Source organism: Streptomyces sp. NPDC058308, from assembly GCF_042880275.1.
Taxonomy (GTDB): Bacteria; Actinomycetota; Actinomycetes; order Streptomycetales; family Streptomycetaceae; genus Streptomyces.
On sequence record NZ_JBHVZA010000052.1, the window covers coordinates 1 to 13,133 of the forward strand.

Annotated in this window: 11 protein-coding genes and 1 riboswitch; of the genes, 2 read left to right on the top strand and 9 right to left on the bottom strand. The window is 72.3% G+C overall.

All coding sequences use genetic code 11. The annotated features are described in order from the left end of the window. Nucleotides 1-138: 138 nt before the first annotated feature. Nucleotides 139-966: a sulfurtransferase gene (locus tag ACFVYL_RS36765; RefSeq protein WP_389724303.1), complete on the bottom strand. Its 828-nt coding sequence runs from the start codon at nt 964-966 to the stop codon at nt 139-141. Nucleotides 967-1,413: 447 nt separating this feature from the next. On the opposite strand from ACFVYL_RS36765, the gene ACFVYL_RS36770 reads away from it, so the two are divergent. Then, nucleotides 1,414-2,139, top strand: coding sequence for a VOC family protein (locus tag ACFVYL_RS36770; RefSeq protein ID WP_389724369.1), 726 nt, complete (start codon nt 1,414-1,416; stop codon nt 2,137-2,139). A 2-nt stretch (nt 2,140-2,141) separates the two neighbouring features. On the opposite strand, the gene ACFVYL_RS36775 is transcribed toward ACFVYL_RS36770, so the two are convergent. The 4 genes from ACFVYL_RS36775 to ACFVYL_RS36790 form a co-directional block, all read right to left on the bottom strand. After that, nucleotides 2,142-2,804 carry a thymidine kinase gene (locus ACFVYL_RS36775; protein ID WP_389724306.1) on the bottom strand — a complete coding sequence of 221 codons (663 nt, stop codon included), beginning with the start codon at nt 2,802-2,804 and terminating at the stop codon, nt 2,142-2,144. A gap of 53 nt (nt 2,805-2,857) precedes the next feature. Then, on the bottom strand, nt 2,858-4,045 hold the full coding sequence (locus ACFVYL_RS36780) for an alkaline phosphatase family protein (protein WP_389724309.1): 1,188 nt from the start codon (nt 4,043-4,045) through the stop codon (nt 2,858-2,860). Continuing rightward, nucleotides 4,045-4,632, bottom strand: coding sequence for a DUF5998 family protein (locus tag ACFVYL_RS36785; RefSeq protein WP_389724312.1), 588 nt, complete (start codon nt 4,630-4,632; stop codon nt 4,045-4,047). Before ACFVYL_RS36785 ends, ACFVYL_RS36780 begins: the two co-directional genes overlap by 1 nt. Before the next feature lie 112 nt (nt 4,633-4,744). Further along, a complete protein-coding gene (locus ACFVYL_RS36790; RefSeq protein ID WP_389724315.1) occupies nt 4,745-7,648 on the bottom strand; it encodes a GNAT family N-acetyltransferase in 2,904 nt (967 codons plus the stop codon). Nucleotides 7,649-7,800: 152 nt separating this feature from the next. Between ACFVYL_RS36790 and ACFVYL_RS36795 the strand changes: the two genes are divergently transcribed. Continuing rightward, the gene (locus ACFVYL_RS36795) at nt 7,801-8,082 is read left to right on the top strand and encodes an HPr family phosphocarrier protein (RefSeq protein ID WP_003993478.1); all 282 of its coding nucleotides are present in this window, start codon (nt 7,801-7,803) and stop codon (nt 8,080-8,082) included. A gap of 202 nt (nt 8,083-8,284) precedes the next feature. Here the strand turns inward: ACFVYL_RS36795 and ACFVYL_RS36800 are convergent, their stop codons facing one another. From ACFVYL_RS36800 to ACFVYL_RS36815, 4 genes are all read right to left on the bottom strand, one after another. Continuing rightward, complete coding sequence (locus ACFVYL_RS36800; protein ID WP_389724319.1) at nt 8,285-8,977, bottom strand: GntR family transcriptional regulator; 693 nt, start codon at nt 8,975-8,977, stop codon at nt 8,285-8,287. 210 nt (nt 8,978-9,187) lie between these two features. Further along, nucleotides 9,188-9,991, bottom strand: a complete 804-nt coding sequence (locus ACFVYL_RS36805; RefSeq protein WP_389724321.1) for a M23 family metallopeptidase — start codon at nt 9,989-9,991, stop codon at nt 9,188-9,190. 12 nt (nt 9,992-10,003) lie between these two features. Then, nucleotides 10,004-10,166: riboswitch (cyclic di-AMP (ydaO/yuaA leader) on the bottom strand. A 196-nt stretch (nt 10,167-10,362) separates the two neighbouring features. Then, nucleotides 10,363-11,748 (bottom strand): M16 family metallopeptidase, encoded by a 1,386-nt coding sequence (locus tag ACFVYL_RS36810; RefSeq protein ID WP_389724324.1) that lies wholly within the window; start codon nt 11,746-11,748, stop codon nt 10,363-10,365. After that, nucleotides 11,745-13,124: a M16 family metallopeptidase gene (locus tag ACFVYL_RS36815; RefSeq protein WP_389724326.1), complete on the bottom strand. Its 1,380-nt coding sequence runs from the start codon at nt 13,122-13,124 to the stop codon at nt 11,745-11,747. The genes ACFVYL_RS36810 and ACFVYL_RS36815 overlap by 4 nt, the downstream gene beginning before the upstream one ends. Between the last annotated feature and the right edge of the window lie 9 nt (nt 13,125-13,133).

Here is a 13,133-nt window from a genome sequence, read left to right on the forward strand (position 1 = left end):
CCTAAACCCCCTACCTCAGTCGGTGTGTGGGTTTTTTTTTTGTTTTTCCCCGGGGGGGGCGCCCCCCCCCCGGCGGGGCCGCCCCCCCCCACTCCGTAGACAGCTTCTGCAGACAACCTCTACAGAGAGCTGTTGGCTCTACTGCGGATCGGGGCCCGTCGCCACCGGGCGCGAGGGGTCGGCCGACCACTGCGACCACGAGCCGACGTACAACGAGGCCGGAATCCCCGCCACCGCGAGCGCGAGCACCTCGTGGGCGCCCGAGACGCCGGACCCGCAGTAGACGCCCACCTCCGAAGTGCCGGACGCCCCCAGGGCCTTGAAGCGGTCCGCGAGCTCGGCCGCGGGCTTGAAGCTGCCGTCCTCCGCGACGTTCTCCGTGGTCGGCGCCGAAACCGCGCCGGGGATGTGGCCGGCCACGCTGTCGATCGGCTCGACCTCGCCCCGGTAGCGCTCGGCCGCGCGGGCGTCCAGGAGCAGGCCGGAGCGGGCCAGCGCCGCGGCGGAGTCCGCGTCCAGCAGGTCGGTGTCGTTGGGGGCGGGTTCGAAGGAGCCCTCGGCCGGGGCATGGCCAGGCCCCTCCTCCAGAGAACCGGTCCACAGGGCGATGCCACCGTCCAGGACGCGTACGGACGGGTGACCCGTCCAGCGCAGCATCCACCACAGACGCGCCGCCGCCCAGTTCTGGCCACCGTCGTACACGACGACATCCCGGTCCCCCGAGACCCCCGCCGCCCGCATCACGGCGCCGAACCGGTCAGGATCGGGCAGCGGGTGCCGGCCACCAGCACCCGCGGGACCTGCGAGGTCAGCGTCCAGATCGACGAAGACGGCCGACGGAATGTGCGCTTCCTCGTATGCGGAACGCATCGAGCCCTGGTGCTGCCAGCGGACGTCGAGCAGCACCGGCGGGTTCTGGCCCGCCAGCTCGCCCGCGAGTTGGGATGCAGAGATGATGGGATTCATAAGGCCCATCCTTGCGTACGGGGTGGCCGCGCCGCCAAGGTGCGGCTACCCTGCTCGGCCGGACGCGCCCGAACACGGGGTGTACGGAATCATGTACACCCTGTACGACAGGCGGACACCGCCAGGCAATCGCGTGTCAACGGGTGAGGAACCGTAAATCGGGCATCTTCCGGCGGGAAGCCGGACAGCGCGGCGCGGTCGAGCAGCGCGGCGTGGCAGGCGGTGCGAGCATCTGCACGGGCGCGAGTAGGCGCGGCGATCGTGCGCGCATTCGAGAGTGATATCTGACCGGCCGTCATGGCGGCCGAGGAGAGGGTGACGATGACCGAGGCGCGGGCGAATGGGGTCCCCCCCGAACAGGGCTCGTCGGAGTCCTGGGAGAAGGCGCGGCGCGACAGCGCGGGGACCGGCCGGCGCGAGCCCGGCACGCCCTGCTGGGTGAGCCTGATGACGCACGACCTGGCCGCGACCCAGGAGTTCTACGGAGCGCTCTTCGGCTGGGAGTTCCGGCCGGGACCGGAGCAGCTCGGGCCGTACGTGCGGGCGCTGCTCGACGGCAGGGAGGTGGCGGGCATCGGCCGACTGCCCGCCGACCGCCATCTGCCCATCGCCTGGACGACCTATCTGGCGACGGACGACGCGGACGCGACGGCCGACGCGGTGCGGCAGTGCGGCGGTACGGTCGGCGTCGGCCCGATCGACGCGGGCGAGGCCGGGCGGCTGGCCATCGCGTCCGACCCGACGGGCGCGGTGTTCGGCATCTGGCAGGCCGCGGCCCACCTGGGCACCGCGGTGCTCGGCAGGCCCGGCACCCCCGTCTGGAACGAGCTGCTGACCCGGGAGACGGCGAGCGTCCTGAAGTTCTACCAGTCGGTCTTCGGCTGCACCGAAGAGGCCGTGGTCTCGGCCGACTTCGACCATGTGACGCTGCGCGTGGACGGCCGCCCGGTGGCGTCCGTGCACGGCCTGGGCCAGGCGCTGCCGCGCGACCGGGGCCCGCACTGGATGACGTACTTCGAGGTCGCGGACGTGGACGAGGCGCTCGAGCGGGCCGTCGAGCTCGGCGGCTACATCATCGACCATGCCAGGGCCGGCGAGCACGGCCGGACGGCGACGGTCGCCGACCCGGAGGGCGCGGTCTTCGCCCTCGTGCACTCGCCCGACGACGCCTGAATTCAGGCGCGGGCGGCAGCCCCGTCGACCGGCAGCACGTCGGGCGACAGGGCCCCCGCGCGTGCGGTCGCCGCCGTCGCCCGGCGCCGGTGATGGCGGCGGCACAGCACTTCGTAGCCCACCTCGTCGGGCGACTGGTTGACGTCCCCCACGACGACCTGGGCGCCTTCGACGACCATCTCGCCGCCTATGGTGCGGGCGTTGTGGGTGGCGCGGGCTCCGCACCAGCAGAGGGCCTCGACCTGGAGCACCTCGACGCGGTCGGCGAGCTCGACCAGGCGCTGCGAGCCCGGGAAGAGCTTGGAGCGGAAGTCGGTGGTGATGCCGAAGGCGAAGACGTCGAGGCCGAGGTCGTCGACGACCCTGGCGAGCTGGTCGATCTGCTCCGGCGCCAGGAACTGCGCCTCGTCCGCGATCACATAGTCCGCGCGGCCGCCCTGGGAGAGGTGGTCGACGAGGTGGGCGTAGAAGTCGAAGTCGTCCGCCGCCTCGGTCGCGTCGGTGACGAGGCCGAGCCGGGAGGAGAGCTTGCCCTCCCCCGCGCGGTCGTCCCGCGTGAAGATCATCCCCTGGAGTCCGCGGGCGGAACGGTTGTGCTCGATCTGCAGAGCCAGCGTGCTCTTTCCGCAGTCCATCGTTCCGGAGAAGAACACCAGCTCGGACATGGAGGGTTGAGGACCTTTCGGGGCGGGTGGGGAGGCGGGCGGGCGGAGCCCGGTCAGGAGCGTACTTCCAGGAGCGGGACCAGTTGCTCGACGGGGGTCATGGAACCGTGCATGCCGACCAGGGCGGACTCGTTGGGCTCGCGCTCCGTGGCGATGATCGCGGCATCGTCGTGGGCGGCGGCGATGACGTCGCCGAGGCGCTCGTACACACGTTGATCAATGTGTGGACCGAACCAGCCCGCGGCGATCGCCTCGTCGCGGGAGGCCACCCAGAACTGTTCGCCGAGCACCTCGCGCCAGACCGTCAGGACGTCGTTCTCGGCGCCCGGCACCGCGTAGACGTGGCGGGCGCGGCCCTCGCCGCCGAGGAGGGCGACGCCGGCGCGCAGCTCCCAGTCCTCGTCGAAGTCGATGCGGGACTGCTCGTCGAAGGGGATGTCGATCATGCCATGGTCCGCGGTGACGTACAGGGCACTGCGCGGCGGCAGCTGCTCGGCGAGGCGCTGGGCGAGCCGGTCGACGTACATGAGCTGGCCGCGCCAGGCGTCGGAGTCCACGCCGAAGCGGTGTCCCTTGCCGTCCACTTCCGCGTAGTACGTGTAGACCAACGAACGGTCCCCCGCGGCCAGTTGCTGAGCGGCGAGGTCCATGCGGTCCTCTCCGGAGAGTCTGCCCCGGAAGGAGCCGCCGCTCAGGGCGACCTTGGTGAGCGGGGTGTGCTCGAAGTGCGGGGCCGAGACCTGCGCGGTGTGCACACCGGCGGCGTGGGCCTGCTGGAAGACGGTGGGATAGGGCTGCCACGCGTACGGATCGGTCCACGGGTTCCAGCGGAGCTGGTTCATCAGTTCGCCCGTGGCCGGGTCGCGGACGGTGTAGCCGGGCAGGCCGTGGGCGCCGGGCGGCAGGCCCGTGCCGACCGAGGCGAGCGAGGTCGCGGTGGTGGCGGGGAAACCCGCGGTGAGGGGCCGGCCGGTGCCGCCCCGCGAGCTCTGCAGGAGCGAGGCCAGGAAGGGCGCCTCGGCCGGGTGGGCCTTGAGCTGCTCCCAGCCGAGGCCGTCGATCAGGAAGACGCAGTTCCGGTCGGCCGGGGCGAGCTCGGGGATCGTGGGCGTGAAGCCGTCGACGCCTTGAAGGGCGACGAGGGTGGGGAGCAGGTCGGCCAGGGAGCCCGTGCCGTACGCGGGCACAGGTGCGGTGTCGAGGGAGAGCGGCTGTACGTCGTCCCAGGAGGGCAGGGCCATCAGCGGGCGGTGTCCGCGGTCGCCTCGGACAGTGCCTGGGCGAAGGCGAGGGTCTGCCGCACCGCGTCGGGGCCGTCCCCCGCCTCGCTGACCCGCAGGCTGAGGTCGTCGGCGGTCGAGCTGCCCGTGTACCCGTGGTCCGCCTCGCAGTTGGGGTCACCGCAGGCCGCGGGCTCCAGGTCGATGCGCGACACGGCACCCCAGCCGATGGTCAGGACGACCTCGCGCGGCGGTGTGCCGGGAACGTACTTCTCGGGATTGGCGACGACGCGGCTGACCACGACCGAGGAGATGCGGCCGATCTTGACCGACTCCGTGGAGGTCGTCGCGTACGGCGTCGGGGACGTGCTGTCCGCCGCCTGCTCGTCGGTGTGGCTGACGATGAAGCGCGTACCGGTCAGGACGAGGACGGTGACGTGCCTGCGCACTTCGTTGGCATCGAACGTCGTCTCCTGGTGGACCAGGAACGACCCGATGGCCTCGCCGCCGATCGCGGCCTCCACCGCCTCGGCCACGAGGGCCGGGTAGTAGCCGCTGCGCTCGATCGCCGCGCGCAGCCCCTGGGTCGTCGTACCGGTCTTTGCCATGCCGTCCATCCTACGGCCCGGTGCGGGGCGCACGGTGCCCCGCGGCCGCCTCGGTACCCAGCTGAGCGCATCGGTACCCGGGAAGGGTGCTTCCGTGCCCGGGAAGAGGGCCTCAGTAGCCGGGAAGGGTGCGCGGGCCGAGGTCGTCGCGGGCGGGCGGGGGCGCGAGCCGGACGGAGGCGCCGAGCACGGAGAGGCCTCGCTGGGCGACGACCACGGGCTCCAGGGAGACGCCGACGACTTCGGGGTGGTCGTCGACGAGCCGGGAGACCCGCTGGAGCAGCTCTTCGAGGGCCGGGGTGTCGACGGGCGCGGACCCGCGCCAGCCGAACAGGAGCGGCGCGGTGCGGATGGACCTGACCAGGGAGGCCGCCTCGCGGTCGGTAACCGGGACGAGGCGGTGCGCGGTATCGCCGAGCAGCTCGGATGCGGCGCCCGCGAGACCGAAGGAGAGCACCGCTCCGGCCGCCGGGTCGATGACCGCCCGCACCACGGTGTCGACGCCGCGCGGCACCATGCCCTGCACGACGGGCCGCAGCTCCGCGGGCTTGCCGAAGAGCTCCGTCAATTCCTGGTAGGCCCGGCGCAGTTGCCCCTCGTCCGTGAGGTCGAGGCGGACCCCGCCGAGGTCGGCGCGGTGCCGCAGGTGCGGGGCCGTGGTCTTCAGGGCCACGGGGTAGCCGATGACGCGCGCGGCCTGCGCTGCCGCGTCGGCGTCGGGCGCGGGCAGGGCCCGCCGTACGCGGATGCCGTAGTGCCTGAGCAGTTCGTGGGCGTCGTCGGCGGCAAGGGTGGCACCGCGCGGGTCGCCGTCCTTGGCGAGCAGCTCCGCGATGCGCCCGGCGGTCCCGCTCTCGTCGATGTCGTCGTACTCGGGCACCCGCCCCGGCTCGGCGGCCTCGCGCCGCCACTGTGCGTACTTGACCGCTTCGGAGAGGGCGCGTACGGCGCGCTCGGCGGCGGGGTAGGCGGGGATGCGGTACTGGTCGGTGGGCTGGGGCGCGGGGTCGGCGGTGGCCTCTGCGGTGGTCTCTACGGAGGGACGGGGTTCCGCGCCGGTACCGGTATCGGCCGCGCCCCGGGTGTCAGGTGCGACGGCGCCGGGCACGGGAGTGACCGCGTCGGGCCTGGTACTGGTGGCGGCCGCCAGCGCCTCGGCGAGCCCGCCGAGCTCAACGTGGACCACGGCAACGGGTTTCGCGGGGCATCCCGCGGCCGCCGCCCGCAGCTCCGTGGCCAGTGTCTCGGGGTCGGTGGTGGCCCCGTCCTCCCCCACCCAGGGGATGGCGTTGACGATCACCGCGTCGCAGCCGTCGTCCGACAGCGCCTCGGCGAGCGCCGCCCGGAAGTCGGCGGGGACCGCTCCGGTCGTCAGGTCGCGGGGCGGCAGCGGCCGCAGTCCGTCGGCCATGCACGCGTCGTACGTGAGGAGACCGAGCGACTCGGAGTTCCCCAGGATGCCCACCCTGGGCCCGGACGGCAGCGGCTGGCCCGCGAGGAGCAGCCCGGCGTCGACCATCTCCGTGACGGTGTCGACGCGGACGACGCCCGCCTGGCGCAGCAGCGCCGAGACCGTGGCGTGCGGCAGCCGGGTCGCCTGCACGGCGTGGCCGGTCGGGGCGATGCCGCTGTGCCGGGCGCCCTGCACCACGACCAGCGGCTTGGCGGTCGCCGAACGCCGCGCGAGCCGGGTGAACTTGCGCGGGTTGCCGATGGTCTCCAGGTACATCAGCGTGACGTCGGTGTCCGGATCCTCGTACCAGTACTGGAGCAGGTCGTTGCCGGACACGTCCGCGCGGTTGCCGGAGCCGACGAACGTGGAGAGGCCCGCGCCCCGCCGGTGCAGGCCGGACAGCAGGGCGATGCCGATCGCGCCGGACTGGGTGAACAGACCGATCCGCCCGCGCGCGGGCAACTGCGGGGCGAGCGAGGCGTTGAGCCGCGTCCGCGGCGAGGTGTTGATGACGCCGAAGGCGTTGGGACCGATGATCCGCATGCCGTACGACCTGGCCTGGCGGACCAGTTCGCGCTGCCGCTCGCGCCCCTTCGGGCCACTCTCCCCGTACCCGGCGGAGAGCACCACGAGGCCCTGCACCCCGCGCTCCCCGCACTCGGCGACGACCTGCGGCACCCGGTCGGCGGGCACGGCGATCACCGCGAGGTCCACGGGCTCCTCGATGGCCGCGACACAACGGTGCGCGGGCACCCCGTCGATGCCGGCGCCGTCGCCCTCCTCACCGTCGCCCTCCTCGCCGAACGCGCTGTTCACCGCGTACAGGCGCCCGGTGAAACCGGACTCCCTGAGGTTGCTCAGGACGCTGCGGCCGACGCCGCCGGGGACCCGGCCGACGCCGATCACCGCGACCGAGCCCGGCGTCAGGAGACGCTGCACGGAGCGCCCCTCGGCCCGCTGTTCGCGGGCGCGCTGCACGGCGAGGGAACGGTCCGTCGGCTCCAGGTCGAACTCCAGGCGGACGACACCGTCCTCGAAGCTGCGCTTCTGCTGGTAGCCGGCGTCCGTGAACACCTTGATCATCTTGGTGTTGGCGGGCAGCACCTCGGCCGCGAACCGGCGGATGCCGCGCTCCCTGGCGACGGCCGCGATGTGTTCCAGAAGGGTGGAGGCGACGCCGCGGCCCTGGTGGGCGTCCTGGACGAGAAAGGCGACCTCGGCCTCGTCCGCCGGGGCGCTGGCGGCCATGCCGCGCTCGTCGATGCGGTCGAAGCGCACGGTGGCGATGAACTCGCCGCCCACCGTGGCCGCCAGCCCCACCCGGTCCACTTGGTCGTGGTGGGTGAAACGGTGCACGTCCTTGGCGGACAGGCGCGGGTAGGGCGCGAAGAAGCGGTAGTACTTCGACTCGTCCGACACCTGTTCGTAGAAGCTGACCAGGCGGTCCGCGTCCTCGGCCGTGATCGGCCTGATCCGGGCGGTACCTCCGTCGCGCAGCACCACATCGGCTTCCCAGTGGGCGGGGTAGTCGTGCCGATCCTGCCGATCCGACGCGGTCTGCATGGGGCCAGGGTACGGGTCGCGCGGCCGCCGGGGCCGGGGCAGGCTAGGACAGGTCGAGGGCGAGCGGGGCGGACACCTGTCCGACGGAGCACTCGTGACGGCATGAGACACTGGTCTAGACAAGTGTGAGACACCTGGAAGGGCAGCAACACATGGCTGAGCGCCGCGTCAACGTCGGCTGGGCCGAGGGCCTTCACGCCCGACCCGCCTCCATCTTCGTCCGCGCGGCCACGGCCGCCGGCGTCCCCGTGACGATCGCCAAGGCCGACGGCAACCCGGTCAACGCCGCCTCGATGCTCGCGGTGCTCGGTCTGGGCGCCCAGGGCGGCGAGGAGATCGTGCTCGCCTCCGACGCCGAGGGCGCGGACGCCGCCCTCGACCGTCTGGCGAAGCTGGTCTCGGAGGGGCTCGAGGAGCTTCCGGAGACGGTCTAGGACACATTCGTGGAAAACGGCGATGGGGTCACCCGGAATTCCGGGTGACCCCATCGCCGTTTGCGTGGACGACTCCGCCGACTCCGCTGATTTCGCGCTGACGCCTCGCCGAAGTTCTCGCGCAAAAAATTGAGGGAGCACACGGCAAACGCTCAACAAATAAGGGACAAGAAATGTCTCTCCTTTGTATACGGCGCCTCCGTTAATTCTGGAGGCTGACCGTGTTTACGGCATGTTGCGAATCCCTCACCCGGCCGCGACCGGGCCGCCCGGCATGGCGCGGCCGGTACGCGGCCGTCGCGCGCGCGGCGTGCGCGGCGGTGAGCGCCCTGGCCCGCTCCGCGTCCCGGCGGGCCACCGCGTCGACGATCGCCGCGTGCTCGGCCCAGGAGTCGGCCGGCGCCGCCGGGCTGTCGACGACGTACATCCAGGCGGCCTTGTGCCGCAGTTGGATGAGCAGGGCGCTGAGGCCCGGGTTGCCGGACGCCTGGGCGAGCGTCTCGTGGAACCAGCCACCCAGGGGCCGCAGATCCTCCCCCCGGCCGTTCCTGGCGCGTTCCTGGCCCAGCCTGACCAGTCCGCGCAGGACCTTGAGGTGCGCGTCCGTGCGGCGCTGCGCGGCGCGTGCCGCGGCGAGCGGTTCGAGGAGCGTCCGCACCTCCAGGAGATCCGCGGCCTCCTGCTCCGTGGGCTCGGCCACGCACGCGCCCGCGTGCCTGCGGGTGACGACGAACCCCTCGGCCTCCAGGGTGCGCAGGGCCTCGCGCACGGGGACGCGGGAGACGCCGTACCGGCGCGCGAGGACTTCCTCGGCGAGCCGACTGCCCCTTTCGTGCACGCCGGCGACGATGTCGTCCCGTATGGCCGTGCATACCGAATGGGCGGGAACACGCATGACCCGGACCTCCGCCTTCATCCCCGCACAATCGCGGTCGACCGACGCTCGTCCGGTGACTCTATTGCAGAGAGCCGCAATTTCCGACGGCGGGCCGGAATCCATGGATATCTTTTGGCCAATTGCGGCGGGTGCGAGCGGCGGCAATGCCGAAAGCCCCGGCTCGCCAGGAGCCGGGGCTTTCGGTGGAGTGCTGCGGGGCCGCGTGCGTCAGACGTTGACGCCGTGCGAGCGGAGGTATGCGATCGGGTCGATGTCCGAGCCGTACTCCTCGCCGGTGCGGGCCTCGAAGTGGAGGTGCGGGCCGCTGGAGTTGCCGGTGGAGCCGGAGAGGCCGATCTGCTGGCCCGGGGTGACCGTCTGGCCGACGGTGACGCCGAGGGACGACATGTGGCCGTACTGGGTGTACGTGCCGTCGTTCATCTTGATGACCACGTTGTTGCCGTACGCCCCTCCCCAGCCGGCCTCGACGACGGTGCCGGAGCCGACCGCGTGGACGGAGGTGCCGGACGCGGCGTGGAAGTCGATGCCGGTGTGGCTGCCGGAGGACCACATGGCGCCGCCGGTCTGGTAGCCCGTGGAGACGTAGGAGCCATCGACCGGGGCCACGTAGGTGTTCAGGCGCTTGCGCTCGGCCTCGCGGGCGGCGCGCTCCTTGGCCTCGCGCTCCTTCTTGGCCTTCGCCTTCGCCTCGGCCTCGGCCTTGCGCTTCTCCTCCGCGGCCTTCTTCTTGGCGGCCTCTTCGGCCTTCTTCGCGGCAGCAGCGTCGTCGGCGGCCTGGCGCTGGGCGGCGGCCTGCTCGCCGATGTTCTCGGCGAGCGAGTCGCCGACGGATATCGCCTGGGTGAGGCCGGTGTGTTCGACGGCCGCTTCGTCGGCGGCGGCGAGCGCCGGAGCCGCGAGGCCTCCGATGACACCGGTGGTGGTGAGCGCCGCGACACCCGCGACGTTCGCGGTGGTCCGCGTGAGGCGGCTCGGACGACGGTGCTTCCCGGTGGCACGGGTGAACGCCATGTGGCGGGTGATCCTTTCCTTCCCTCTCGCCTACCGGGTTAGCTGACGGGTTCGGAGCAGGAAGGTCTCCTACGGGCTCCTCGCCTCACGGCAAGGTGCCCGATTCACCCCAGGGGACGTGTGGGTCCCCGGCTCCCCTGGCTCGCACCGTACGGGGACTCGGCGATGACTGTCCGGTGCCGCGGGTGCGGCGTACTGCGCGACGAACAGCCGGACCGACGCTAAACGGGGCCTCTTTCGTTCGACAAACAGAACGCGGCTTTTGTAGCGCACGCCACAGAGCAGACAGGCAACCTCCATAGCAATTCGGACATATGAGGACCCCAGCGGCCGAAGTGGCCACTGGGGTCCTCTTATGTCCTGACTGTCACTCAGCCCGTGACCACGCTCACGTCACCGATCCCGAGCGCCCTGACGGGCTCCTCGATCTGCGCGGCGTCCCCGACGAGGACCGTCACCAGGCGGTCCTCCGGGAAGGCGTTCACGACGGCGGCAGTGGCCTCCACGGTGCCGGTGGCGGCCAGCCGCCGGTACAGCTGCGCCTGGAAGTCGTCCGGCAGGTTCTGCTCGACCTGGTCGGCGAGGGTGGCTGCTACGGAGGCGGCCATCTCGTACTTGAGCGGGGCCACGCCCACCAGGTTCTGCACGGCCACATCGCGCTCGGCGTCGGTCAGGCCCTCGGCGGCGAGGGTGCGCAGGACCTTCCAGAGGTCGCCGAGTGCCGGGCCGGTGGACTCGGTGTCCACGGAGCCGCTGATGGCGAGCATCGCGGCGCCCGTGCCGTCCGGCGCCGAGCGAAGCACCTGGCTGAACGCCCGCACTCCGTAGGTGTATCCCTTCTCCTCCCGCAGGACGCGGTCGAGGCGGGAGGTGAGGGTGCCGCCCAGGCAGTACGTGCCGAGGACCTGGGCCGGCCAGACGCGGTCGTGCCGGTCGGCGCCCACGCGGCCGATCAGCAGCTGCGTCTGGACCGCTCCGGGGCGGTCCACGATGACGACGCGGCCGCGGTCGTCGGCGGTCACCTGCGGCACCGGGCGCGGTTCGCCCGCGGAGCCGGTCCAGGCGCCGACGGTGTCCGCGAGGACGGCGTCCAGGTCGGTGCCGGTCAGGTCGCCGACGACGACGAGGGTGGCCGTGGCGGGCCGGACGTGCTTCTCGTAGAAGGCGCGCACCGCCGCCGAGTCGATGGCCGTGACCGTCGCCTCGGTGCCCTGGCGCGGCCGGGACATGCGCGAGGTGGCCGGGAAGAGCTGCCTGGAGAGCTCCTTGGCGGCGCGGCGCGCCGGGTTGGCGGCCTCGTGCGGGATCTCGTCCAGGCGGTTGCGTACGAGCCGTTCGACCTCGCTGTCCGCGAAGGCGGGGGCCCGCAGGGCGTCGGCGAGCAGGCCGAGCGCCTTGGGGAGCCGGGAGACCGGGACCTCCAGGGAGACCCGCACGCCCGGGTGGTCGGCGTGCGCGTCGAGCGTCGCGCCGCAGCGGTCGAGCTCGGCGGCGAACTCCTCGGCGGAGTGCTTGTCGGTGCCCTCGTTGAAGGCCCGCGCCATGATCGTGGCGACGCCGTCGAGGCCCTCGGGCTCGGCGTCCAGCGGCGCTTCGAGGTGGATCTCGACGGCGACGACCTGCTGGCCCGGGCGGTGGCACCGCAGCACGGTGAGGCCGTTGGGCAGCGTGCCGCGCTCGGGCGCCGGGAAGGCCCAGGGCTTGGCCGTGCCGGCCTGGGGCTGTGGATGGAACTGCATCGTCGCGGCCTCGGTCACTTCGCCGCCTCCTCTTCCTCGGCGTCCACGGCGTCCACGGCGTCCACGACGCCTGCTTCGCCCTCGTCGGCGACGGTCACGGGTTCGTACACGAGCACCGCGCGGTTGTCGGGGCGCAGGCGGGCCTTGGCGGCCTCCTGGACCTCCGCGGCGCTGACGTCGAGGACGCGCTGCACGGCGGTGAGGGCGAGCTGCGGGTCACCGAACAGGACGGCGTACCGGCACAGTTCGTCGGCGCGGCCCGCGACCGTGCCGAGCCGGTCGAGCCACTCTCGCTCCAGCTGGGCCTGGGCGCGCTCCATCTCCTCCGGAGTGGGGCCCTCCGCGGCGAAGCGGGCGAGCTCCTCGTCGACGGCGGCCTCAATGACGGGCACCTCGACGTCGCCCGACGTCTTCACGTCCAGCCAGCCGAGCGAGGGCGCCCCGGCCAGGCGCAGCAGGCCGAACCCGGCGGCGACCGCGGTGCGGTCACGGCGCACGAGGCGGTTGTAGAGCCGGGAGGACTCGCCACTGCCGAGGACGGTGAGGGCGATGTCGGCCGCGTCGCACGCGCGCGTGCCGTCCTCCGGGAGGCGGTAGGCGGCCATCAGGGCGCGGGCCGGCACGTCCTCCTCGACGACCTCACGCAGCTCCTTGCCGATGCGCTCGGGCAGGGAGCCGTCGCGCGGCGGCTGCTTGCCGTCGTGCCCGGGGATCGACCCGAAGTACTTCTCGACCCAGGCGAGCGTCTGAGCCGGGTCGATGTCGCCGACGATCGACAGGACGGCGTTGTTCGGCGCGTAGTACGTGCGGAAGAACGCGCGGGCGTCCTCCAGGGTGGCCGCGTCCAGGTCGGCCATGGAGCCGATCGGCGTGTGGTGGTAGGGGTGGCCCTCCGGGTACGAGAGAGCGGTCAGCTTCTCGAAGGCGGTGCCGTACGGGACGTTGTCGTAGCGCTGGCGGCGTTCGTTCTTGACGACGTCGCGCTGGTTTTCCATGGACTCTTCGTCGAGCGCGGAGAGCAGTGAGCCCATCCGGTCGGCCTCGAGCCACAGGGCCAGCTCCAACTGGTGTGCGGGCATGGTCTCGAAATAGTTGGTGCGCTCGAAGCTCGTCGTGCCGTTGAGCGAACCGCCCGCCCCCTGGACCAGCTCGAAGTGGCCGTTGCCGTGCACCTGCTTCGAGCCCTGGAACATGAGGTGCTCGAAGAGGTGCGCGAGGCCGGTTCGCCCCTTGACCTCGTGGCGGGAGCCGACGTCGTACCAGAGGCAGACCGCGGCGACCGGGGTCAGGTGGTCCTCGGAGAGCACCACGCGCAGGCCATTGGCCAGCCGGTGCTCGGTCGCTGTCAGGCCTCCGGAGCCGGCCTCGGCTGTGGCCGTGTGACCCATGGGCATGTACGTCCC

Coding starts and splice junctions, on each gene's coding strand:
- ACFVYL_RS36780 (WP_389724309.1), bottom strand. CDS start 4,045: ATGGCCCTGCCCTCCTGGGACGACGTACAGCCGCTCTCCCTCGACACC.
- ACFVYL_RS36800 (WP_389724319.1), bottom strand. CDS start 8,977: ATGCGTGTTCCCGCCCATTCGGTATGCACGGCCATACGGGACGACATC.
- ACFVYL_RS36765 (WP_389724303.1), bottom strand. CDS start 966: ATGAATCCCATCATCTCTGCATCCCAACTCGCGGGCGAGCTGGCGGGC.
- ACFVYL_RS36805 (WP_389724321.1), bottom strand. CDS start 9,991: ATGGCGTTCACCCGTGCCACCGGGAAGCACCGTCGTCCGAGCCGCCTC.
- ACFVYL_RS36785 (WP_389724312.1), bottom strand. CDS start 4,632: ATGGCAAAGACCGGTACGACGACCCAGGGGCTGCGCGCGGCGATCGAG.
- ACFVYL_RS36795 (WP_003993478.1), top strand. CDS start 7,801: ATGGCTGAGCGCCGCGTCAACGTCGGCTGGGCCGAGGGCCTTCACGCC.
- ACFVYL_RS36815 (WP_389724326.1), bottom strand. CDS start 13,124: ATGCCCATGGGTCACACGGCCACAGCCGAGGCCGGCTCCGGAGGCCTG.
- ACFVYL_RS36770 (WP_389724369.1), top strand. CDS start 1,414: ATGACGCACGACCTGGCCGCGACCCAGGAGTTCTACGGAGCGCTCTTC.
- ACFVYL_RS36775 (WP_389724306.1), bottom strand. CDS start 2,804: ATGTCCGAGCTGGTGTTCTTCTCCGGAACGATGGACTGCGGAAAGAGC.
- ACFVYL_RS36790 (WP_389724315.1), bottom strand. CDS start 7,648: ATGCAGACCGCGTCGGATCGGCAGGATCGGCACGACTACCCCGCCCAC.